18 protein-coding genes and 1 riboswitch are annotated in these 22,707 nt (G+C 34.1%); of the genes, 16 read left to right on the top strand and 2 right to left on the bottom strand.

The window, feature by feature from the left end:
- Window positions 1–135 precede the first annotated feature (135 nt).
- Window positions 136–1,602: a M28 family metallopeptidase gene (locus A4F88_RS24645; RefSeq protein ID WP_068845788.1), complete on the top strand. Its 1,467-nt coding sequence runs from the start codon at window positions 136–138 to the stop codon at window positions 1,600–1,602.
- A 162-nt stretch (window positions 1,603–1,764) separates the two neighbouring features.
- On the opposite strand, the gene metK is transcribed toward A4F88_RS24645, so the two are convergent.
- Window positions 1,765–3,015 carry a methionine adenosyltransferase gene (gene metK, locus A4F88_RS24640; protein WP_068845786.1) on the bottom strand — a complete coding sequence of 417 codons (1,251 nt, stop codon included), beginning with the start codon at window positions 3,013–3,015 and terminating at the stop codon, window positions 1,765–1,767.
- Window positions 3,016–3,541: 526 nt separating this feature from the next.
- Here metK and A4F88_RS24635 point away from each other — a divergent pair.
- From A4F88_RS24635 to A4F88_RS24585, 11 genes are all read left to right on the top strand, one after another.
- On the top strand, window positions 3,542–6,388 hold the full coding sequence (locus A4F88_RS24635; RefSeq protein WP_068845784.1) for a TonB-dependent receptor plug domain-containing protein: 2,847 nt from the start codon (window positions 3,542–3,544) through the stop codon (window positions 6,386–6,388).
- A gap of 419 nt (window positions 6,389–6,807) precedes the next feature.
- On the top strand, window positions 6,808–6,996 hold the full coding sequence (locus A4F88_RS24630; RefSeq protein ID WP_068845783.1) for a hypothetical protein: 189 nt from the start codon (window positions 6,808–6,810) through the stop codon (window positions 6,994–6,996).
- 83 nt (window positions 6,997–7,079) lie between these two features.
- Complete coding sequence (locus A4F88_RS24625; RefSeq protein WP_068845782.1) at window positions 7,080–8,384, top strand: O-acetylhomoserine aminocarboxypropyltransferase/cysteine synthase family protein; 1,305 nt, start codon at window positions 7,080–7,082, stop codon at window positions 8,382–8,384.
- A 208-nt stretch (window positions 8,385–8,592) separates the two neighbouring features.
- Window positions 8,593–9,681: a homoserine dehydrogenase family protein gene (locus A4F88_RS24620; protein WP_068845780.1), complete on the top strand. Its 1,089-nt coding sequence runs from the start codon at window positions 8,593–8,595 to the stop codon at window positions 9,679–9,681.
- 612 nt (window positions 9,682–10,293) lie between these two features.
- Entirely contained in the window at window positions 10,294–10,494 is a 201-nt protein-coding gene (locus tag A4F88_RS24615) for a hypothetical protein (protein ID WP_068845778.1), read from the top strand.
- A gap of 188 nt (window positions 10,495–10,682) precedes the next feature.
- Window positions 10,683–10,791, top strand: a riboswitch (SAM riboswitch).
- Between the two features lie 77 nt (window positions 10,792–10,868).
- Window positions 10,869–11,852 carry an alpha/beta fold hydrolase gene (locus A4F88_RS24610; protein WP_245179221.1) on the top strand — a complete coding sequence of 328 codons (984 nt, stop codon included), beginning with the start codon at window positions 10,869–10,871 and terminating at the stop codon, window positions 11,850–11,852.
- Between the two features lies 1 nt (window position 11,853).
- Window positions 11,854–14,268: a bifunctional aspartate kinase/homoserine dehydrogenase I gene (thrA, locus tag A4F88_RS24605; RefSeq protein WP_068845774.1), complete on the top strand. Its 2,415-nt coding sequence runs from the start codon at window positions 11,854–11,856 to the stop codon at window positions 14,266–14,268.
- A 75-nt stretch (window positions 14,269–14,343) separates the two neighbouring features.
- Window positions 14,344–14,769 (top strand): OsmC family protein, encoded by a 426-nt coding sequence (locus A4F88_RS24600; protein ID WP_068845772.1) that lies wholly within the window; start codon window positions 14,344–14,346, stop codon window positions 14,767–14,769.
- 141 nt (window positions 14,770–14,910) lie between these two features.
- Entirely contained in the window at window positions 14,911–16,083 is a 1,173-nt protein-coding gene (locus A4F88_RS24595) for a trans-sulfuration enzyme family protein (RefSeq protein WP_068845809.1), read from the top strand.
- A 190-nt stretch (window positions 16,084–16,273) separates the two neighbouring features.
- The gene (locus A4F88_RS24590) at window positions 16,274–16,780 is read left to right on the top strand and encodes an RDD family protein (RefSeq protein ID WP_068845770.1); all 507 of its coding nucleotides are present in this window, start codon (window positions 16,274–16,276) and stop codon (window positions 16,778–16,780) included.
- A 137-nt stretch (window positions 16,781–16,917) separates the two neighbouring features.
- Window positions 16,918–17,328 carry an RrF2 family transcriptional regulator gene (locus tag A4F88_RS24585; protein ID WP_068845807.1) on the top strand — a complete coding sequence of 137 codons (411 nt, stop codon included), beginning with the start codon at window positions 16,918–16,920 and terminating at the stop codon, window positions 17,326–17,328.
- Window positions 17,329–17,439: 111 nt separating this feature from the next.
- Here A4F88_RS24585 and A4F88_RS24580 read toward each other — a convergent pair whose 3' ends face one another.
- Window positions 17,440–18,222 carry a sulfite exporter TauE/SafE family protein gene (locus A4F88_RS24580; protein WP_068845768.1) on the bottom strand — a complete coding sequence of 261 codons (783 nt, stop codon included), beginning with the start codon at window positions 18,220–18,222 and terminating at the stop codon, window positions 17,440–17,442.
- 311 nt (window positions 18,223–18,533) lie between these two features.
- Here A4F88_RS24580 and A4F88_RS24575 point away from each other — a divergent pair, with 311 nt between their 5' ends.
- The 4 genes from A4F88_RS24575 to A4F88_RS24560 all read left to right on the top strand — a co-directional run bounded on the left by A4F88_RS24575 (window position 18,534) and on the right by A4F88_RS24560 (window position 22,644).
- Entirely contained in the window at window positions 18,534–19,436 is a 903-nt protein-coding gene (locus A4F88_RS24575) for a sulfite exporter TauE/SafE family protein (RefSeq protein ID WP_068845766.1), read from the top strand.
- A gap of 25 nt (window positions 19,437–19,461) precedes the next feature.
- On the top strand, window positions 19,462–20,172 hold the full coding sequence (locus A4F88_RS24570) for a phosphoadenylyl-sulfate reductase (RefSeq protein WP_068845764.1): 711 nt from the start codon (window positions 19,462–19,464) through the stop codon (window positions 20,170–20,172).
- Between the two features lie 204 nt (window positions 20,173–20,376).
- Window positions 20,377–21,276: a sulfate adenylyltransferase subunit CysD gene (gene cysD, locus A4F88_RS24565; protein ID WP_035645595.1), complete on the top strand. Its 900-nt coding sequence runs from the start codon at window positions 20,377–20,379 to the stop codon at window positions 21,274–21,276.
- A 123-nt stretch (window positions 21,277–21,399) separates the two neighbouring features.
- Window positions 21,400–22,644 carry a sulfate adenylyltransferase subunit 1 gene (locus A4F88_RS24560; protein ID WP_068845805.1) on the top strand — a complete coding sequence of 415 codons (1,245 nt, stop codon included), beginning with the start codon at window positions 21,400–21,402 and terminating at the stop codon, window positions 22,642–22,644.
- The last annotated feature ends 63 nt before the right edge of the window (window positions 22,645–22,707 follow it).

Below are 22,707 nucleotides of genomic sequence, written 5' to 3'. Positions count from 1 at the left end.
TAAACAAATAAAAATAATAATGATAAAAAAATGGTATCATCATTTTATTGATTTTGTATTTCAGTATTATTTCGAATAACAGGAAGCAATTTTTTATCGATAAATGATTAAGTTTGGAATATTAAATTAAAACGTATGAAAAATAAAATGATCCTCGTTTTGATTGCTTACGGAGGAGTAGTTTTTTCGCAGGCAATTAAAAAACCGTTAGTTTCAGCAATTACAGATAAAGACCTTAAAACCGATATGTACCAGATGGCTGGTGATCATTTTAATGGTCGGGAAGCAGGAACTTTAGACGAACTAAAAGTATCGATGTGGTTGGCCAATAAAGCCAAAGAAGCAGGAATGTTGCCAGCTGGTGATGACGGAACTTATTTTCAGTTTTTTGATTTGTACAGACATCAGGTAACGCCTAACACCAAGTTTAAAATTGGGCAAAAAGAATTTAAATTATGGAAAGATGTTCTTGTAGCTGAAACCACAAACATAAAAGTAGAGGCACCATTAGTATATTTGGGAGCTGCTACTAAAGAAGAAATTGAAAAAGCAGATGTAAAAGGAAAAGCAGTTGTTTTATTAGCTTCGAAAGAAGGAATTGCAGATGATATTTCGCTTTTTGACAGACGTTATCCGGGGCTTGTTCGAAATAAATATTATGACCTTGTAGTAAAAAAAGGGGCAACAGCGCTTATTATGGTCGCTGATGAACTGGCTGAACAAAGCTGGTCTCAGGTTGAACCACAAATGACAAGAGGTATTTACGGAATCGAAGGTTTTCGTGATAAAATTGGGGCGACAATGCCAGTTTTCTGGGTACACAATAATCAATTGGAATATTTAAAAAGTACTAAAGATCTATTATCAACAGAAGTAGTTTCTGAAACCTATAAGTATCCTTCAGTAAATGTAGTTGGGAAAATTGAAGGAACAGATCCTAAATTAAAAAACGAGTATGTTCTTTTCAGCGGACATCAGGATCATGACGGAGTTCGTCAAAAATATGGACAGGATTCTATTTATAACGGAGCTGATGATAATGCAAGTACATGTGTAGCAATGCTGGCTATTGCACGAGCGTATAAAAAACAACCAGGAAAAAGAACCTCTTTGTTTGTATTCCATGGTTCAGAAGAGCGTGGTTTATTAGGTTCAAGATGGTATGCTTCGCATCCAACAGTTCCTGAAAAGGATATTATTGCAGTATTAAATGGTGACATGATTGGTAGAAACAATGTAAATCAGGCTGCTCTTTTGGGTTCCAGTTCTCCACATGAAAACTCTTCAGATTTAGTTGCCATTGCTAAAAAAGCAAATGATGAAGGGCCGAAATTTGACCTGGATAAACTTTGGGACAGACCGGAACATCCGGAATATTTTTACTTCCGTTCCGACCATTTGCCATATGCAAGAAAAGGAATCCCATCTGTTTTCTATACCAGTGTTTTGCACAGTCAATACCACACACCAATGGACGAATCAGAAAATATTGATTTCGTAAAATTGCACAAAATGACAGAGTGGATTTACCGCACCGGCTGGATTTTATCTAATGATCCTTCTCGCCCTAAAACATTACCTAATGTACAATTAGAGCGATAAAGAATTATATATGTGTTTGATCTTTATTCAAATAACACATAAGATTTAAATATAAATCTCACTAAAAATAAAAGAGGCTATCTAAATAAATAGATAGCCTCTTTTTTATGTTTAAGAGTAAATTAGTTGTCTAACAATCTAATTTAGTCTGGTAATCTAAAATTACAATCCAAATGCAGCTTTTACCTGGTCTACAAAGTCAAGTTTTTCCCATGTAAACAATTCAACAGTAACTGTTTTTTCATTTCCTCCGGGAGCAGAAAAAGTTTTAGTTACAGTTTCCGGTTTACGTCCCATGTGACCATAAGCGGCAGTTTCACTATAAATAGGATTTCTTAATTTCAAACGTTGCTCAATAAAGTAAGGACGCATATCGAAGATAGCTTCTACTTTTTTAGCAATTTCACCGTTAGTTAAGTTTACTTTAGAAGTTCCGTAAGTTTCAATGAAAATTCCCATTGGTTCAGCAACTCCAATTGCATAAGAAACCTGAACTAAAATCTCATCAGCAACACCTGCAGCAACTAAGTTTTTAGCGATATGACGTGTAGCATAAGCAGCACTTCTGTCTACTTTACTTGGATCTTTTCCAGAAAATGCACCACCACCGTGAGCACCTTTACCACCGTAAGTATCAACAATAATTTTTCTTCCTGTTAAACCAGTATCTCCGTGAGGTCCTCCAATAACGAATTTTCCTGTTGGGTTAATATGGTAGTTGATTTTATCATTGAATAAATGCGCGTGAGTTGGATTTTTAGCAATGATTCTTGGAATCAAAATTTCGATAATATCTTTTTTGATTTTAGCCAGCATAGCAGCTTCTTCATCAAAATCATCGTGTTGAGTAGAGATTACAATCGCATCAATACGGGTTGGTTTGTTATCATCGCTATATTCTAAAGTTACCTGCGATTTTGCATCAGGACGTAAATAAGTGATTTCTTTATTCTCACGTCTTAAAATTGCTAATTCCTGTAATAAGCTATGAGATAAATCAAGTGCCAATGGCATGTAGTTGTCAGTTTCGTTAGTTGCGTAACCAAACATCATTCCCTGGTCTCCTGCACCTTGCTCTTCTGGCTTAGCTCTGTCAACCCCTTGATTAATATCTGCTGATTGTTCATGAATTGCAGAAAGAATTCCACAAGAATTTGCCTCAAACATATACTCGCTTTTTGTATATCCAATTTTACGGATTACATCACGGGCAATTTGCTGCACATCAAGATATGTATTCGATTTTACTTCACCAGCTAAAATTACCTGACCTGTAGTAACAAGAGTTTCACAAGCTACTTTTGAGTCAGCATCAAATGCCAGAAAATTATCAATTAATGCATCCGAAATTTGATCTGCAACTTTGTCTGGATGCCCTTCACTAACAGATTCTGACGTAAATAAATAAGCCATAATAATTTATTAAATTAAAATTAAGCGAGGAAAATAATTGCTGAAAAAGCTAAAGAAGAGTTTCTGCTTTAGCATTTTTTACTACTGAAATCAATCTTTCAGCATCCATAACGAACCATTTCATTATGAAGAGGTTGCAATCAGTTCAAATTTTTCCTCTGTATTCGCGTGCAAAGGTATAAAACCATTTTGATTTGCAAATCAAAGTTCAACTTTTTTTATTTTTATAAACAGAAATTTAACACAAACATACTAAATTGATAGGGTAATAGAAATTATTTCTGTTTTTGTTTGGTTGATTAAAAAATAGTTTGCAAATTTGCCCCATCAAAATAATAGAAAGAATGAAATTAACAGTTTGCAACATGATGTCTTGTAAGATGCCGGAGCCTTCCGCAGAGACGCTGTTGTAGTTTTTTTCAAGACTTAATATAGAACCTCTGCTAACAGCAGGGGTTTTTTTATTTAAAAAGGAAACCAAACTGTACAATTTTTTTTACATCAAAATAATAAAATCAGAAAAACAATGAAAAAAAATGTAGTAATCGCATTAGGTCTTTTAACATTTTCTGGAATCTATGCTCAGGATAATAAAAAAGAGCAGGATACATTAAAGAACAATGAATTATCGGAAGTAACGATAGTAGGATCCAGAAGTAAAAACCGGGTAAAAACAGATGTTCCTGTTCCTGTTGATGTTTTTAATATATCAGATATAACAAAAGGATCTCCGCAAACAAGCGTTACCCAGATCTTAAATTATGTTGCACCATCCTTTACCAGTAATGCAACTTCTACCGCTGATGCAACAGATCACGTCGATCCGGCACAATTAAGAGGTTTAGGACCGGATCAGGTTTTGATATTGGTAAACGGTAAACGAAGACATACAAGTGCGTTAGTGAACATAAACGGATCACCGGGAAGAGGATCTGTTGGAACAGATTTAAATGCCATTCCGTCTTTTGCGATCGAAAGAATTGAAGTTTTACGAGATGGAGCTGCTGCTCAATATGGTTCTGATGCCATTGCAGGAGTTATTAATATTGTATTAAAAAAGAATGCCAACTTTATTTCGGGAGGTATTCAGTACGGGACTAATTTATCTTCAGGATCTAATAACTTTAAAGGAGGAGCCGATGGTCAGACTGTACAAGTAGACCTAAACTACGGAACCTCTTTAGGGAAACCCGGAAGTTTCCTGAACATAACAGGTAGTGCAGTAACAAGACAGGCCACAAGCAGGGCAGGAATTAGAAGCAATGGTATTTTTAATGCTTACAATGCTGTCGAAAACAGAGCTGCGCAAAACGGTGTTGCTATTAACTCATTGTTCAGCAACATTAATAACACTCCAAATACCACACAAATTCTAAATTCATTAAAGCAATATGCACCACAAGTAGGTTATTTTACACCGGCACAGCAAACTGCTATTTCATCAGCAACAACATTGGCACAGATGCAGACTGCTTTGAATTTTGATGTAACCAATAATGAATTAGCATACAGAGGTCAGGAAAGAAGCGATTACAATATGAGTGTTGGTCAGTCAGAACTGGCTTCGGGACAATTGTATTATAATACAAAGTATCCGTTAACAGAGACTACAGCTTTATATTCTTTTGGTGGAGTTTCATATAGAAACGGAAAATCATATGCTTTTAACAGATTGCCAAACGGTTCCGGAACTTTCACGCAAGTGTATCAAAACGGATTCCTGCCAGAAATACAATCTAATATTTTAGATGCTTCATCTGCCATTGGAGTGACCACAGAATTATTTGGTTTTGATACAGACCTTAGTACAAACTTAGGAACAAACTCTTTTCAATATGATGTAAACAATACTATTAATGCTACTTTAGGAACCAATTCGGCTTCGAGTTTTGATGCAGGAAAAGTTTCATTTTTGCAAAGCACTACCAATTTAGATTTAAGTAAAAAGCTGGATGTTTTAGAAGGATTAAACGTTGCTTTTGGTGGAGAGTTCAGATATGAAAACTATCAGATCAAACCAGGAGAAGAAGCTTCTTATGGATTGTATGATATAAACGGAAATTTAGTTTCAGGAATTTTGCCAAGTAATTCACCATTAATTGTAACAGACTTTTTTGGAAACAAACGCGGAGCAGGAGCACAGGGATTTTCAGGATTTCAGCCTTCGGATGCTAAAGAAAAAAACAGAAAAAGCGGAGCAGCTTATGTAGATTTAGAATTAAGTGCTACCAAAAACTGGCTTATAAACGGAGCTGCACGTTATGAAAATTATTCCGATTTTGGAAGTACCGTAATTTTTAAACTGGCTTCTCTTTTAAAACTAAATGATAATATCAACTGGAGAATTTCAGGGCAAACCGGATTTAGAGCGCCATCATTACAACAAAAATATTTTGAATCAAGTTCAACCCAATTTATAAATGGCTCACCATATCAGGTAGGTTATTTTACAAATGATTCGCAGGCAGCAAAAAGTATTGGAGTTGAAAACCTGAAACCAGAAAAATCTAAAAGTATCAGTACAGGATTTACATTCAAAATCCCGGAAGCAAATATTACGATTGCAACCGATGCTTATTTTACAAGAATCGATGACAGGGTAGTATTAACAGGACAATATTCAAGACCAACAGATGCGCAGATAAATGCAGCTACTTCGCCGGAACAAAAAGATGCACTGACTCTGTTTCAACAGGCATTTGATTTAAAAGGAGTAGAGAGAGCTTCGTTCTGGACAAACGGAATCAACTCTGAAACAAAAGGTATCGATGTGGTAATTTCTCAAAAATACGATGTAATCCCGGATTTTGTAATCAGAAATGATTTTGCATTGAGTTACAACGAAACCAAAAGAGTAGGAGACTTAAATGTTCCTCAATCCATTATTAATGCAGGTGGAGATCCTTATAAATATTCATTTTTCCCGGAATCAAGCCGAATTTATTTAGAAGAAGCAATTCCAAAACTAAAAGCAAATTTAATGACAACATTCAGCATTAAAAAACTGGATATTTATTTAAGAAACAGTTATTTTGGAAAAGTAACAGATCCTGGGGCAACAGATGTAAACTTAGACGGATCATCTTCAGTTTACGAACACCCTGTTTACAGCTCAAAAATAGTTACTGATTTATCTTTTGGATATCAGATTAACGAGAAATTCAGATTCACACTTGGGTTTAATAATATAGGAGATGTATATCCGGACAGAAATAATCCTTCAACTCCGGCATTTACCAATACAACACCAACATTGTCTCCTGCGCCAAGTACAGATTTAACAAATGCAAATCAGTTTGCCTATTCAAGAGCAGTATCACAATTTGGACTAAACGGAAGATTTGGATTTGCCCGTTTAAGCTTTAAATTTTAAGTATTGAATGAGTCTGCCACAGATTATAAAGATGAAACGAATTAGCATTGATTTTAAAATCAGTGTCAGCTTTTAATCTGTGGCTAAACTTCTTCAGTAGAATTCAGCTGTAATTGCCTGAATTTGGTGAATTAAATAATTTTAATGATAAATATCAAAATTTTATTTGGCAGTTAAATAAATATATATTACATTTACTCTATCGAATTAGTCGAGTTTAAAAAAAGAATTAAATTTTAAATTGAAATGAAAACAATAGCAAGAAAAAACATGATGTGTTGTAGTATGATGCAAATGTGCATCCAACCTTGCTGTTGCCAAAAGTAAAAGATCCAATCTTTGTTATAGTTAAACTATAAGCCCTTTTGGTCGCCATCCGAAAGGGCTTTTTTCATTTCAACACTTTTAAATTACAAATTATGAAAACACTAAACTCAATAGCAGTAGAATATTTGTTGAGAAACGATTCTCAAAACAACAACACTAAATCAGAAGAGATAACAAGAGAAGTTATCAGAATAAATACAGAGCAGAATATAAAAAATCAAAAATCATTGCTTTTTCAAATGTATGATCTTGAAGAAGAAGCAGAAGATTTTTTTGCTTAAACCGAATTCAAAATTCAATAACCATTTCAAAAATCAAATAACAATATATAATAGTATTAACAATACCTAAAAACTAAGAAATCATGAGTACACAAAAATTTGCCACAAACGCACTACATGCAGGACACGATGTTACTAAAAATGCAGGAACAAGAGCAGTACCAATTTATCAAACATCATCATATGTGTTTAACGATTCAGATCAGGCTGCCAATTTATTTGGTCTAGCTGAGTCCGGATTTATTTACACCCGGTTAAATAACCCGACAAATGATATCTTAGAACAACGACTTGCAGCGCTGGAAGGCGGAATTGCAGCTGTCGTTACAGCATCAGGAGCATCAGCAATTTCTACTACTTTATTGACTTTGCTAAAAGCCGGAGATCATATTGTAGCTTCTAATAGTTTATATGGCGGAACTTATAATCTTTTAAGTGTAACCTTACCACGTTTAGGGATTACAACAACTTTTGTAGATCCTTCAAAACCGGAAAATTTCACTAAAGCAGCCAAAGAAAACACAAGAGCCTTTTTTGTAGAATCTTTAGGAAATCCAAAATTAGACGTTTTGGACTTAAAAGGAATTTCGGCAGAAGCCAAAAACTTTAAAGTTCCTTTTATTGTAGACAATACCGTTGCTACACCTTATTTATTGAATCCAATTGAGCATGGGGCAGATATTGTGATTCACTCCTTAACCAAATATATTTCAGGAAACGGAACTTCTTTAGGTGGTGTGATTATCGATGCAGGAAAATTTGACTGGTCAAACGGAAAATTTCCTGAGTTTACAGAACCTTCTGCAGGGTATCACGGATTAGTGTATCACGAAGCTCTGGGAAATGCAGCCTTCATTGCAAAAGCAAGAATCGAAGGGTTACGTGATTTTGGCGCAGCTTTAAGTCCGTTTAATGCATTTCAGATCATTCAGGGATTAGAAACATTACCCATCCGAATCCAGAAGCATAGTGAAAATGCTTTGGCTTTGGCCTCTTGGTTAGAAAAACAAGATGAGGTAGTCTGGGTAAATTATCCGGGTTTAAAAAACAATAAATATTATGATTTGGCACAACAATATTTACCAAAAGGACAAAGTGGTGTTATCACATTTGGACTAAAAGGCGGTTTTGAAGCTGCTAAAAAAGTGGTAGACCAAACAAAATTGTTCTCACTTCTGGCTAATATTGGTGATACCAAATCACTAATCATTCATCCGGCAAGTACAACACACCAGCAATTGTCTGATGCAGAACAATTAGAAACAGGAGTTTCAAAAGATCTGGTTCGACTTTCTGTCGGACTTGAAGATATCGAAGATTTAATAGCTGATTTGCAGGTTGCTTTCGCAAACGTTACCCAATCGCAATACAGCATTAATAAAAATTAGGTTTTTTTGTTTTTTGTTTGAAAAATTGCCTTTAGCAGCGTGAGTTCTGCTAGAGGTGATTTTTTATAAAAAACTAACCATATAAAAGTTTTTTCACCATATAAGTGATATAAGTTCATGTTAAGCGTTGCATTACGTTTCAGCTCTTTTTTAAATTTTCTTAGATCACTTATATGGTTTAATTAACCCCCCCAATACATTAGAAATTATGTCAAAGCTTAAAATAAATATCATCCTTTTTGGAATTGGAAATATCGGAAGTACTTTGATCAATCAGATTATCGAAAGTCAGGAGTTTTTTCTCGAAAGTAAAAATGTCGATTTTCATTTTCCAATAATTACAAATTCTACAGTCGCCTTTTTCGAGAAAGAAGGTGTTGGATATGCCTGGGAAACCAATTTCCTGGAATTAGCAGTTCCGTTTAAAGTGCAGGATATTATTGAATTTGCCAAAGAAAATGAATTTGAAAATCTGATTGCTGTTGATGCAACGGCAAGCGATGAGCTAATTCATCATTATAATACGCTGATCGAAAACGGATTTAATATTGTAGCAGTAAATAAAAAAGCCAATACATTGCCAATTGATTTGTATAAAGAAATCAGGTCGAATCTTAAAAAATACGACAAAGAGTTTTTGTACGAAACATCAGTTGATACCGGTTTTCCGGTTTTGCAGACGCTAAGAGATTTGTATTATTCAGGAGAGAAAATTACAAAGATCCGGGGCGTATTTTCAGATAACCTGAGTTATGTTTTTAATCGGTTTGCGAATGAAGAAACCTCTTTTTCATCGCTATTAAAAGATGCCAGTTTACTCGGATTAATGCGATCTACTTTTAAAGAAGATTTATCCGGAAATGATACAGCCAGAAAACTACTGATCCTGACAAGAGAAATTGGAAAGGATTTTGAACTTTCAGATATAAAAATCAATTCCTTAATTCAGGAACAACATTTAGAACCAAATGGCATTTTGAATAAAGAAGCTATTGACAGGTTTTTCAAAATTGCAAAAATTACCCAGGCAGATAATCATGTATTACGATATGTAGGAGAATTTGATGTACAGAAAAACACCTTAGAAGTCAAATTGGTTTCAGAACCGGTTTCCTCAGCCATTGGTCAGCTAAAAGGATCCGATACCATTTTTGAAATTTACACACAATCTTACGCAGATGTTCCAATAGCAATTCAAAGTGCTTCGGCATGCAAGCAGGCTATTTCAAGAGGGATAATAACTGACATTTTGAAAGTGGCCGAAAAAATTAAAAATAAAGAAGCAGTTTGGCTGTAAGTGGTTTCTAATAGTAGTGAGTTGTTCTTTGATATATTGAAACAGAAAAATTTATTGTGTTAATTTTTGTAAGTTTTTACTTTGTTTTTGTGAAATGCTAATTTTGTAAGATGTTTTTTAACGATAAAATGATGTTTTTTAACGTTTTTTAAGATTAATTTGTTGATTCTCACTTGCGTAATTGAGAAAATATTCGCACATTTGTAACACCTCAAAATTACAAATAAATAAATTTAGCTATTCGAAAATAATAGTTATGTCGATCGGGACCAAAGTTGAATTAACTTTATTTCTTATTGATTTTTAAAAGAGAGTAAGTTAAAAATATTTCAACAGTTTCGAGAAGCTATAAAATTAAACAAATGCAGGAATTTTTTAAAATAGAGCGTAAATCACAGATGAATAAATCCTTACAGATGAACAAGATGTTTAACGTCGCACGTATTTGTGTACGCGTCTGTTGATACTAAAAGTATATATAAGTTGTAAAAAACTTAAACCCTTTTGGTATTAAAATCCAAAAGGGTTTTTTTATTCCATTTGGTTACCATAACAAAAAATTAAACAAACAATAAAGATTATAAAACGCAAACTAACATAAACTTAAATATCATGAGCAAATTAAACTACATAGCAAAAACTCTTTCTACATTGAAAAGCCTAAGAGCTGAAAGAAACAATCCGCCGCCAAAAAATGAATTGGTACACCCAAGATTCGGGATAACTGAGACGGATAAAAAAGCGGAGAAAAAAGATCCGGATTCATTATTGTTTTTGATGTATTCAAAAGAAAATGAAACACTTTTTATCTAACTCAAAAAGTGATATAAAATAGGGTAAAACCTGCTTAATTTTACTGGGCAAATTGTTCGGTAATTTTTTGCGTACAATAGTTTGTGTTTGAATTATGTTTAAGAAATCGAGGAATCAGTTTCGATAAAATTTGTTAGTTTAAGAAATTAGTAGTTAATTTGCACCGTTAAGTTCAAAAACGTATTGAAATGTTATAAAGAAAGGACGAGGGATTAGACCCGATGAATCCTTAGCAACCCTTCGTTAAGTCGAAGAAGGTGCTGCATTCTACCACGCCCAAACGTGGAAAGATAACAACAAGAATTTTTCTAGTTTCACTCTAGACTTTCTTTCTAATATTTCCACATACAAATCAAAATTTAAAAGATTTGAAATTGGAAAATATACCAAGTCCCATTATAATTCAGGATTTCATCACAGAGAGTGGTGCATCATATTCATTACTGCCATTAAGTTTTACCCTTTTTGGTTTGCCATTACACAGCGCGCCTGTTGTTTTGGTTAACCATGCTTTAACCGGAAATGCTCAGGTAACAGGAGAAAACGGATGGTGGAATGATTTAATTGGCGACGAAAAAACAATCGATACCAACAAGTATACCGTAATAGCATTCAATGTTCCCGGAAATGGGAATGATTCTTTTATTATCGAAAATTATCAGGACTTTACAACAAGAGATATTGCCAGAATTTTTATAAAAGGATTAGAAGCTTTACAGATTACACAACTTCACACCATAATTGGTGGTTCAGTTGGAGGCGGAATTGCGTGGGAAATTCTGGCATTAGAGCCTAATATTACCCAAAACCTAATTCCAATTGCCACCGACTGGAAATCGACGGACTGGATGATTGCCAATTGCTACCTGCAAGAGCAAATCCTGAACAATTCTTCAAAACCTATAGAAGATGCCAGAATTCATGCCATGTTGTGTTATCGCTCTCCTGAATCATTCAGAGAAAAATTTCAGCGAACAATCAATAACAACCTTTCTGTTTTTAATATAGAAAGCTGGCTGGCACATCACGGCGAAAAATTACAAAAAAGATACCAATTGTCATCTTATAAATTGATGAATCAATTGCTTAAAACCATAGATATTACCAGAAATAGTGACGATTTTGAAACTTTATTGTCCAGAACAAATGCCGCGATTCACATTATCGGAATCAACTCAGATTTGTTCTTTACACCAAAAGAAAATCGGGAAACTTTTCAGGAATTAAAAAAGTTCAAAGACAATGTTTTTTACAGCGAAATAGATTCGGTTCACGGACATGACGCTTTTTTAATCGAGTACAAACAATTAGATCATTTACTTGCCGATATTTTTAAGGCAGAAACAATAGCAAAATAAAATGAAAATATTAAAATTTGGAGGCAAATCGTTATCAAACGGAGAAGGACTTAACAAAGTAGTTTCAATCATTTCTGATAAAGTAAATCAAGGAGAACAAATTGCAGTTGTCGTTTCGGCTCGCGGAAATGCTACAGATGAACTAGAATATATTTTAAAACTTGCCGCTAAAAATGGCAATTACAAACCATTATTTGAAAACTTTAAAGCTTATCAGGTATCAGATTATGCACAAGTAGATTTGTCTGAAGAATTTAATGTTTTAGAAAAACTATTTGAAGGTGTCAGCCTGATTGGAGATTACAGCAACAAAATCAAAGATCAGATTTTATCTAAAGGCGAATTACTTTCGGCTAAATTATTAACCGCTATTCTAAAAGAAAAAGGAGTTCCGGCTAATTTTGTTGATTCAAGAGAATTATTAAAAACCGACTCTAAATTTGGTGATGCACAGCCTTTGGAGCAACTTTCAAAGAAAAATGTCATCAATTATTTCAAAGAGCATAATGGGGCAACAGTTAATATCGTAACCGGTTTTATTGGTTCAAACAATAATAACGATACCACAACCTTAGGAAGAAACGGCAGTAATTATACCGCATCATTGATTGCGAATTATTTAAATGCCGAAGAATTACAAAATTTTACGCACGTTGACGGAATTTACACCGCAAATCCTGATTTGGTTGCCGATGCTAAAAAAATTGAATTCCTGTCTTTTAATGAAGCAAATGAATTAGCCAATTTTGGAGCAACAATTTTGCACGCCAAAACGATAATTCCATTATTAGAAAAAAATATTCCGCTTCGTATTCTGAATACTTTTAACCACGAAAACCGCGGAACTTTAATCACTTCAGATTCGGCAAAAGAAGGAATCAAGACCCTTTCGGTTTTAGAAAACGTATCGTTGGTTAATCTTGAAGGACGCGGATTACTTGGAAAAGCAGGGGTAGATGCCCGAATTTTTAAAGTAATGGGCGATCACAATATTAGTGTAAGCATCATTTCACAAGGTTCTTCAGAAAGAGGAATTGGTCTTGTTGTGGCGACAGAAAAAGCCACAATAGCAATGGTAGAATTAGAAAAAGAGTTTGAAAATGACTTTTATTCTAAAGATGTAAATCAAATCACGGTAACAGACAATGTTTCTGTAATTTCAATCATTGGTCAGGATTTAAGCACTTTTCATAAACCTTATACCGCTTTAATCAAAAATAAAATAGTTCCAATATTATTCAACAACACCGTTACGGGTAAAAACGTGAGTTTGGTGGTTAAAAAAGCCGAGCTAAACAAAGCCTTAAACGTAATTCACGGAGAGATTTTTGGAGTTTCTAAAAAAATCAACATTGCCATTTTTGGGCATGGATTAGTAGGCGGAACTTTAATCAATCAAATTTTGGAATCTGCAGCTTCTATCGAAAAACGTAAAGACATTAAATTAAATGTTTTTGCCATTGCAAACTCTAAAAAACTGCTTTTAAACAAAAACGGTGTAACTGCTGACTGGAAAAATGATATTCAGAAAAACGGACTTGAATATACTATCAATGATGTAATTGCGTATGCGAACCAACATCATTTAGAAAATTTAATAGCAATTGATAATACAGCAAGTGCTACTTTTGTAGAAAACTATATTACACTGGCAGAGAGTAGTTTTGATTTGATTTCGTCTAATAAAGTTGCCAATACATTAAGTTATGGTTTTTATAAAGAGTTGAGAAAAGCCTTGGCGGAAAACCAAAAGAACTATCTGTACGAAACCAATGTTGGTGCAGGATTACCATTAATTGATACCATAAAATTATTGCACCTTTCGGGTGAAAATATTACTAAGATAAAAGGAGTTTTCTCCGGAACATTGAGTTATTTATTCAATAATTTCTCTGCAAAAGATGCTCCGTTTAGTGAGATTTTACAAGAAGCGATTGATAACGGTTATACAGAACCGGACCCGCGTGAGGATTTATGTGGTAATGATGTGGGAAGAAAATTATTGATTCTGGCAAGAGAATTAGATCTGCAAAATGAGTTTGAAGAAATCTCAATTCAGAATTTAATCCCGGAACATTTACGTGAAGGAAATGTTGCTGATTTCCTGGGCAAATTAAAAGAGTTCGACCCAATTTACGAGAAAATAAAAGCAGATCAACAACCCAATCATGTATTAAGATACATTGGTGAATTGTCTGGAGATTTGCAAAATGACAAAGGAATTCTTGAAGTGAAATTAGTTTCAGTACCTTCAGATACTGCTTTAGGCGGATTAAAAGGATCTGATTCTTTCTTCGAAATATATACAGAATCTTACGGAGATCGTCCAATTGTAATTCAGGGAGCCGGTGCAGGTTCTGCTGTAACAGCAAGAGGAGTTTTTGGAGACATCCTGAGATTGTCTGATAAGGGATAACCTATTTTAGAATTTAGATTATAGAGTTCAGATTAAAGATTTCTAAACTCAAAAATAAAAAAAAAGAAAAATACCATGAAAGTAACTTTAAACAGAGTAAATGACGCTTTTCATTTTAAACTCAAAAATGAACGCGGACATGTAGTTGATGTTGACAGCAGAGCCGAATTTGGCGGAAGTGATTTGGGTGCGAGTCCAATGGAATTGGTATTGATGGGAGTTGCAGGATGCAGTGCCATTGATATGATTTCAATCTTAAAGAAACAACGTCAGGAAATCACCTCATTTAACGCTGAGGTTGAAGGAGAACGTGTACAAGTTGGAGAAGCAAAACCTTTTAAAGAAATCGATGTGGTTTTTTATTTAGAAGGTGATATTAATCCTGAAAAAGCTAAAAAAGCAGCACAGCTTTCTTTTGAAAAATACTGTTCTGTAGCCAAAACAGTGGAACCAACAGCAACAATAAGCTACAAAGTTGTCTTGAACAACGAAGCTTTATAAATTAGATAATTTGTCAATTAGATAATTAGAAAATGCTCAGATTGCGCATAAATAATTGACTTGTTTTAGTTTAGATTTCAGTTTTTAAAACTTGAAACCTGAAACTTGAAACAAAAAACAAAAAACAAAAAACAACACACAATGAACACAGAAGAATTTGGTTTTGAAACACAAGCCATAAGAACACAATTAGAAAGAACTCAGTATCTGGAGCATTCGGTGCCATTATACTTATCGTCAAGCTTTGTATTTGAAGATGCCGAAGATATGAGAGCTTCTTTTACAGAAGAAAAAGAAAGAAATATTTACAGCCGTTTCAGTAATCCGAATACGACTGAATTTGTAGATAAAATTTGTAAAATGGAAGGTGCTGAAGCGGGTTATGCTTTCGCAACCGGAATGGCAGCAGTATATTCGACTTTTGCCGCTTTATTAAATGCCGGAGATCACATCGTTTCAGCAAGCAGTGTTTTTGGTTCTACACATGCATTGTTTATGACTTATTTCCCAAAATGGAATATCGAAACTTCTTATTTTGAGATCAACAAACCAGAAACTATAGAAAGTTTCATTAAGCCAAATACCAAAATATTATACGCAGAATCACCTACAAATCCGGGTGTAGATGTAATCGATTTGCAATTATTAGGAGATATTGCCAAAAAACACAATTTGATTTTAATAATCGATAACTGTTTTGCAACGCCATACATTCAGCAGCCAATAAAATTTGGAGCACATTTAGTAGTTCACTCTGCTACAAAATTAATTGACGGTCAGGGACGTGTTTTAGGCGGAGTTACCGTTGGAAGCGAAGATTTAATCAGACAGATTTATTTATTCTCAAGAAATACAGGTCCGGCTTTATCACCATTTAATGCCTGGGTTTTATCAAAAAGTTTAGAAACCCTGGCAATTCGTGTGGAGAAACATTGCGAAAATGCTTTGAAAGTAGCTGAATTTTTAGAAGCGCATCCAAATGTAAACAGCGTAAAATATCCATTCCTGAAATCGCATCCACAATACGAAATTGCCAAAAAACAAATGAAATTGGGAGGAAATATTATTGCTTTTGAAATTAAAGGCGGAATTGAAGCAGGACGAAAATTCCTGAACGCAATTAAGCTTTGTTCTTTATCAGCTAATATTGGCGATACCAGATCAATTGTAACACATCCTGCATCAACAACACATAGTAAACTCTCTGAAGAAGATCAGCTTGCTGTTGGTATTACACAAGGCTTAGTACGTGTTTCTGTAGGTCTGGAAACTGTAGAAGATGTAATTGCTGATTTGAAACAAGCGCTGGATTAATTTTAGATTTAAGAGCTTGATCCCGATACTGTTCGGGATAAAAATATAAATTAATGACGATTTTTGACTGTAAATTTATTACTGTTAAAAATCGTCATTTTTTTAGGTGGTTGTTTCAGTAAAAAATATATTTTTGTTAAAATGAAATAACAAAATTAATAACAACCAAAAACTAAAAACCACATTAATTATGAGTAACTCTACTTATGTTCTGGATGATAAATTATTGGCATCCAATGGCAGTCGTTTTCTAAATTATATTTTAGATCTTATTTTATTCATGGTTCTCTTATTTATCGTTTTACTTTCTATTAGCATTATTTCAGCACTACTTGGCGCTCCTGGTGTAGGGCACTGGTTTGATGAATTGGGTGATGCAGGATGGAGAATTTTATCTATAATAGGGGCATTAATTTATTATACCTTGTTTGAAGTTCTCTTTGGAAGAACATTGGCAAAGTTTATAACAGGAACGATAGTAGTAGATGAAAATGGAGAAAAACCGGATTTTGGTACTATATTTAAAAGAAGTTTATGTCGTTTAATCCCATTTGATGCTTTCTCTTTTCTGGGAAATAATGGAAGAGGATGGCACGATTCAATTTCTGATACTTATGTAGTGCGAAAAAAAGCGTTAGATACAGAAGTAAAAATGTTTAAAGAATTGAATTTAATTGGAGCTAAAGAAGTAAATTGATAGATATAGTAGAATATCATTTTTGATTCTGTTATTATTCTCGTTCAAAAAGCCTATTTTTGTTGCAGAAAAATATGTGGTTTGTTGTTTTTAGGCAGAAGTCTAAAATCTGCATTTCACCATCTAAAATTAATATAGTGCTTTCAAAGAAAACAAAATACGGAATTAAAGCCTTGACTTATCTAGCCAGACGTGAGAATAATGATCCTGTTCAAATTGCCGAAATTGCAAAAAGTGAACATATTTCAATCAAATTTTTGGAAAGTATTTTATTGTTGCTTAGAAATTCCGGTTTTTTAGGTGCTAAAAAAGGAAAAGGCGGAGGATACTATCTTATCAAGGATCCTAAAGATATTAGCATGGCTAAGGTCTATCGAATTCTTGAAGGACCAATTGCATTGTTGCCATGTGCCAGTCATAATTTTTATGAAAGATGTGATGACTGCGATGATGAATCTACTTGTGCAGCCAGACGCTTAATGATGGAGGTTCGTGACAATACACTTAAGATATTAGAAAGTAATTCTCTTGCAGATATTGCATTTTAAAGAAAATTTCAAACCATATGAGTCATATAAAGTAATAGAATTGCTTTAAAATGTAAGTTTTGTAAGCTTTTATTAAATGAACTTATATAACTTATATGGTTTTTAAAGAAATTAAAAAATCAATTTATATCCTGCCAGAAAAAGCATCACCGCAATTGCGTTTCTAAGAAACAAATCCGGAACCTTTCCGCTAAGCATACTTCCAATAAAAATTCCGGGAAGAGATCCCATTAATAATTGTCCCAGCAAAACAAGATCTAAGTTTCCCATAGAAGCATGTCCAATTCCTGCAACAAGAGTTAAAGGAACAGCATGAGCAATTTCAGTTCCAACCAAACGGGGCGTTGGTAAAAGCGGGTAAAGGAAAAATAAAGTAACAGTTCCTAAAGCACCTGCTCCAATAGAAGTTAACGTAACAGTTGCTCCAAGTAAAACCCCAATACCAATAGTCAGCATGTTTTGTGTGTGACTTTCGCTATGAAATTTATCTCCTGCATGTTTTTGAGAATATTTCAATAACTTCTTTTTAAATAAGATAGCAATCGAAGTAAAAAGCAATGCCCAGCCTAAACTGTATTTTATAACCGAATTGATAGTCGATATATCTGTTTTAATACTATTTAATATCCATAAAGTCAGTAAAGCTGCCGGAACACTTCCTAAAGTTAGCCAGCCTGTAATCGTCCAATTGATGTTTCCTTTTTTATGATGTACAAACACGCCTCCTGCTTTAGTAAAAGCCGCATACAATAAATCTGTACCAACTGCTGTAGTGGGAGGGATACCAAAGTATAACAAAATAGGAGTCATCAAAGAGCCGCCTCCAACACCCGTTAACCCAACCACAAATCCAACTACTAAACCCGCAATTACAAGACCTATTTGAAAATCCATGTATAAAAATTTGATGTAAAAATAGAAACAATTTTATAATTATCCTATGGATGTGGTAGACTTTAAAAATCATTTTAGAATTAATTAGATAATAAAGTGTTTATCTTGTTGTAATACAGTAGGATAAGGTTTTTAACAACATTAATCAAATTGTTATATTTCGTAAAGTGCTTTCAGTGGTAATCTTAAGATAATTAGCGCCGTAAAAAAATCAAATATTGTTTTGATATTTAGAAATAAGTAGTAATTTTGCTTTTCAATCTACTAGTCCGATAGGGTAATAGGTTTTTGATGAAAAAACAAACAATAGTATGGAGAACGAACTAAAAATAAACAGTATTAACGTTAAGGCCGATGCCGCGTTAAAAGAGAAATTATGGGTTGTGATACCGGTAGTTCTGTTGGCAGGTTTATTGATCACACTATTGTATAATCACTATGCCGAATTTTCTTGGGATGGGTTTGTAGGTGGTTTTAATCAGGAGTTTTTAGTGTTTTTTGCTATTGGAGTATTTGCACAATTAGTAGATGGAACTTTAGGAATGGGTTACGGAGCAACTTCAACGTCATTTTTATTGGCTTACGGAGTTCCGCCGGTTGTGAGTAGTACTGCAGTCCACGTGTCTGAAATGTTTACAACAGGAGCATCTGCACTTTCACATCACCGTTTTGGAAATATCAATAAAAAACTCGTAAAGCATTTGCTAATTCCGGGAGTTTTAGGTTCGATAACTGGAGCTTATTTATTGTCAGATGTTATTAATGGAGATATTATTAAGCCATTTATTGCAGTTTACATGATTGTTTTAGCGGTTATCATTATCAGAAAAGCTTTGAAAAAAACAATTGTAAAAAAGAAAACCAAAAAATTAGGAGCTCTGGCTGTTTTTGGAGGTTTTATGGATTCAGTTGGAGGAGGAGGCTGGGGGCCAATTGTAACTTCGACCTTATTAGGAAGAGGAAGAAATCCGAGATATACAATTGGTTCGGTAAATGCAGCTGAGTTTGCGATTTCGTTTGCAAGTGGTATAACATTTATGCTTTTTGGCGGAATTCATGGCTGGCAGGTGATTATCGGATTAATTTTAGGAGGATTAATTTCAGCGCCATTAGCCGCATATTTGGTAAACAAAATCAAAAGAAAACCAATGATGGTTGCCGTTGGGATTTTAATTATATTATTGAGTTTAAAAACATTATCTAAATTATTGTAATTCTTTAGATAGGGAGAAAGAGATTATGAGTGCGATTATTGTACAAGAATTATTAGATAAAACTAAAGATTTTTCACTAGATGAAACATTAGTTTTTTTAGCAGAAAAGTTTCCGGGAAAAGTAATTTTTTCCACTTCTTTTGGTCAGGAAGATCAGGTAATTACAGATTTTATTGCAAAAAGTAATACTGATGTTACCGTTTTTACTTTAGACACCGGAAGATTGTTTCAGGAAACTTACGATGTTTTTCACAAGACATTAAAAAAATACAAAAGACCTATCGAAGTTTATTTTCCGGAAGCCGCTGCGGTTGAAAATTTACTAAAAATAAAAGGACCAAACAGCTTTTATGATTCAGTAGAAAACAGAAAAGAATGCTGTTTTATTCGAAAAGTAGTTCCGCTACGAAAAGCTTTGGCAGGAAATTCAGTCTGGATTACAGGATTAAGAGCCGAACAATCAGAAAACAGACAGGATTTACATTTGTTTGAATACGACGGAAACTTCGAAATCATAAAATTCAATCCGTTACTAAAATGGACTTTAGAAGAAGTTGAAACGTATCTGCAAGAAAACAATGTACCTCAAAATGCTTTACACAAACAAGGTTTCGTAAGTATTGGCTGTGCACCTTGTACAAGAGCTATTTTTCCGGGTGAAGACATCAGAGCCGGAAGATGGTGGTGGGAATCAAGCCATAAAGAGTGTGGTTTGCATAGTGCTAAGAAAGACTAAGTCTAGATTTTTAGAGGCAAGAAGCAAGAGACAAGAAAATAGAATAAAGAATATAGATTTAAAGTTCTGAAGGAACGATCCATATTGTAGCGCCGGATTTTAATCCGGGGAAGAATAGAAAACAGAATAAATAGCGGAAAGTTTTAGAGTAACTCACAACTTAAAACCTGAAACTTGAAACTAAAAAATATCAAACAAAAAACAATGAGTTCAGTATTAAAAACAAACGCTTTAGAGAGTGAAGCGATATACATTTTCAGAGAAGTAATTTCACAGTTTGACAAACCGGTTTTACTTTTCTCAGGCGGAAAAGATTCTATTACATTAGTGCGTTTAGCGCAAAAAGCATTTTTTCCTGCTAAGATTCCGTTTCCTCTATTGCACGTTGATACAGGACACAATTTCCCTGAAACAATTGCTTTCAGAGACAAATTGGTAGAAGAATTAGGTTTAGAGTTGATCGTACGTAATGTTCAGGATGCTATTGATGAAGGAAAAGTGGTAGAAGAAACAGGAAAATATTCTAGTAGAAACAGCCTGCAGACAACAACACTTTTAGATGCAATCGAAGAATTTAAGTTTGATGCTTGTATTGGTGGTGCACGTCGTGATGAAGAAAAAGCAAGAGCTAAAGAACGTATTTTCTCAGTTCGTGATGATTTCGGACAATGGGATGAGAAAAATCAGAGACCTGAATTGTTTGATATTTTAAATGGAAAGATTGAAAACGGACAAAACGTTCGTGTTTTTCCAATTTCAAACTGGACAGAATTAGATGTTTGGAGTTATATCGAAAAAGAACACATCGAAATTCCATCAATCTATTTTTCACATAAAAGAAAAGTTTTTTTGAGAGACGGTTTAATTTGGTCGCATTCTCCTTTTGTGTACCAGGAAGAAGACGAACAAATCGAAGAAAGAATTGTTCGCTTCAGAACCGTTGGAGATATGAGTTGTACAGCAGCAGTTGAATCTTACGCAGCAACAATCGAAGAAGTTGTTGGAGAAATCAGAGAATCAACCATTTCTGAAAGAGGAGCCAGAATTGATGACAAACGTTCTGAAGCTGCCATGGAAAAGAGAAAACAACAAGGTTATTTTTAATTGATAATTAATAATTAACAATTGATAATTAAAAAGTAGAATCAAGAAAACAAAAACATACGGATTTATAAGTTTCGAAAGAACATGAAACCTGAAACTTTAAACCTGAAACAACATACAAGAATGGAAGTTTTAAAAATAGCAACAGCAGGAAGTGTAGATGACGGAAAAAGTACTTTGATCGGGAGATTATTGTACGATACAAAATCATTGACAACGGACAAAATAGAAGCAATCGAAAAAAGCAGTAAACAAAAAGGATACGATTATCTGGATTTTTCTTTGGCAACTGACGGATTAGTAGCCGAAAGAGAACAAGGAATCACGATTGACGTTGCGCACATTTATTTTTCGACTGCAAAGAAAAGTTACATTATTGCCGATACTCCGGGTCACGTAGAATATACCAGAAACATGGTTACGGGAGCTTCAACTTCTCAGGTTTCTATTATTTTAATTGATGCCAGAAAAGGAGTTATTGAGCAAACATACCGTCACTTTTTTATCAATAATTTATTGCGAGTAAAAGAAGTAATTGTTGCGATTAATAAAATGGATTTAGTTGATTATTCTGAAGAAGTTTTCAATAAAATCAAAGCCGATTTTCAGGCATTAAATGCAAAAAGTACATTCAAAGAACAAAACGTAAGTTACATTCCGTTAAGTGCAATCAATGGCGGAAACGTAGTTGATAAATCTGCAAATATGCCTTGGTATGACGGACAAACGGTATTAGAACATTTAGAAGGACTGCATTCTTCAGATGTTTTTGAAACAGGAAAAGCACGTTTCCCTGTTCAGACTGTGATTCGTCCAAAAACAGAAGAATACCACGATTTTAGAGGTTACGCAGGAAAGTTATACGGAAACTCAATTAAAGTTGGAGATGCCGTAACAGTTCTTCCATCTTTAACAGAATCAAAAGTATCTAAAATTCACTTTTTCGATAAACAATTTGATGAAGCCGTTGCAGGTTCTTCAATCACAATCGAATTAGAAAATGATATCAATGTAACAAGAGGCGATATGATTGTAAAATCATCAGAACTTCCAAAAATTGAAAAAGAAATCACCACAACAGTTTGCTGGATGGACAGTAAGAAACTGGTTGCAGGAACAAAATACATTGTACAGCACAATACAAATTCAGTTTTAGCAAAAGTAGAAAGTATTAAAAATACAATCTCAACAGACTATTCCGGAACAAAAGAAGCATCACAATTAGCGATAAACGAAATTGGAGAAGTAAGCATCAAACTAAGCAAACCATTATATTTTGATGCCTATAACGATAACAAATCAAACGGAGCTTTTATCTTAATTGATAAAGCAACAAATACAACAGCAGGAGTAGGATTCATTAGGTAGTTTCACTGCTGTAAACAATAAGCTATAGGCTGTAAGCTTTTAGCAAAAAACGTATAAAAGGCA

The organism is Flavobacterium chilense, from assembly GCF_001602525.1.
In the GTDB taxonomy this organism is placed as follows: domain Bacteria; phylum Bacteroidota; class Bacteroidia; order Flavobacteriales; family Flavobacteriaceae; genus Flavobacterium; species Flavobacterium chilense.
The sequence above is the reverse complement of the archived record's forward strand: the minus strand, read 5'-3'. Positions and strand labels throughout refer to the sequence as shown.

Excerpts from the sequence above, each read along its gene's own strand:
- A4F88_RS24645 (WP_068845788.1), top strand. The coding sequence starts at position 136 with ATGAAAAATAAAATGATCCTCGTTTTGATTGCTTACGGAGGAGTAGTT.
- metK (WP_068845786.1), bottom strand. The coding sequence starts at position 3,015 with ATGGCTTATTTATTTACGTCAGAATCTGTTAGTGAAGGGCATCCAGAC.
- A4F88_RS24635 (WP_068845784.1), top strand. The coding sequence starts at position 3,542 with ATGAAAAAAAATGTAGTAATCGCATTAGGTCTTTTAACATTTTCTGGA.
- A4F88_RS24630 (WP_068845783.1), top strand. The coding sequence starts at position 6,808 with ATGAAAACACTAAACTCAATAGCAGTAGAATATTTGTTGAGAAACGAT.
- A4F88_RS24625 (WP_068845782.1), top strand. The coding sequence starts at position 7,080 with ATGAGTACACAAAAATTTGCCACAAACGCACTACATGCAGGACACGAT.
- A4F88_RS24620 (WP_068845780.1), top strand. The coding sequence starts at position 8,593 with ATGTCAAAGCTTAAAATAAATATCATCCTTTTTGGAATTGGAAATATC.
- A4F88_RS24615 (WP_068845778.1), top strand. The coding sequence starts at position 10,294 with ATGAGCAAATTAAACTACATAGCAAAAACTCTTTCTACATTGAAAAGC.
- thrA (WP_068845774.1), top strand. The coding sequence starts at position 11,854 with ATGAAAATATTAAAATTTGGAGGCAAATCGTTATCAAACGGAGAAGGA.
- A4F88_RS24600 (WP_068845772.1), top strand. The coding sequence starts at position 14,344 with ATGAAAGTAACTTTAAACAGAGTAAATGACGCTTTTCATTTTAAACTC.
- A4F88_RS24595 (WP_068845809.1), top strand. The coding sequence starts at position 14,911 with ATGAACACAGAAGAATTTGGTTTTGAAACACAAGCCATAAGAACACAA.
- A4F88_RS24590 (WP_068845770.1), top strand. The coding sequence starts at position 16,274 with ATGAGTAACTCTACTTATGTTCTGGATGATAAATTATTGGCATCCAAT.
- A4F88_RS24580 (WP_068845768.1), bottom strand. The coding sequence starts at position 18,222 with ATGGATTTTCAAATAGGTCTTGTAATTGCGGGTTTAGTAGTTGGATTT.
- A4F88_RS24575 (WP_068845766.1), top strand. The coding sequence starts at position 18,534 with ATGGAGAACGAACTAAAAATAAACAGTATTAACGTTAAGGCCGATGCC.
- A4F88_RS24570 (WP_068845764.1), top strand. The coding sequence starts at position 19,462 with ATGAGTGCGATTATTGTACAAGAATTATTAGATAAAACTAAAGATTTT.
- cysD (WP_035645595.1), top strand. The coding sequence starts at position 20,377 with ATGAGTTCAGTATTAAAAACAAACGCTTTAGAGAGTGAAGCGATATAC.
- A4F88_RS24560 (WP_068845805.1), top strand. The coding sequence starts at position 21,400 with ATGGAAGTTTTAAAAATAGCAACAGCAGGAAGTGTAGATGACGGAAAA.